A 365-nucleotide genomic window follows, 5' to 3' on the forward strand; every position below is an offset into this window, starting at 1 on the left:
GCTTGAACCCTTTCCGAATTGATCCATAAAACATCAGATTATTGAACGCCTGATATTCAATGCCACCCATTCCGGAAAACTGATAGGTCAGAGCACCATGTCGGCCATACCGGTTGTCAAAAGGCGTTGGATACGCCGGAGTGTTATACCGCATAGTCCTCATATTATAGAGCGTACGGTCATCGGATTCATGCGTCAGGCCCGCCTGAAGATGCAGCCGCTTGGTAAGAGCAAAGCGCAAATGTCCATACTGACTGAACGCCTGCTGATCCTGATTATAGCTCGTCCGCTGCACATAAGGCCGGGACCCGGACTGGGAATAATCATTGAAAATGGAAGAACGCATTTGCGTGCGGTCATAATAC

Annotated in this window: 1 protein-coding gene; it reads right to left on the reverse strand. The window is 49.0% G+C overall.

Going from position 1 to position 365, the window contains the following annotated elements:
- On the reverse strand, positions 1–346 hold a 346-nt coding region (locus KP705_RS19435; RefSeq protein ID WP_252348462.1), incomplete at its 3' end, for a TonB-dependent receptor domain-containing protein.
- Between the last annotated feature and the right edge of the window lie 19 nt (positions 347–365).

The sequence above is a fragment of the Gluconobacter sp. P1D12_c genome, assembly GCF_018812105.1.
GTDB lineage: Bacteria > Pseudomonadota > Alphaproteobacteria > Acetobacterales > Acetobacteraceae > Gluconobacter > Gluconobacter oxydans_A.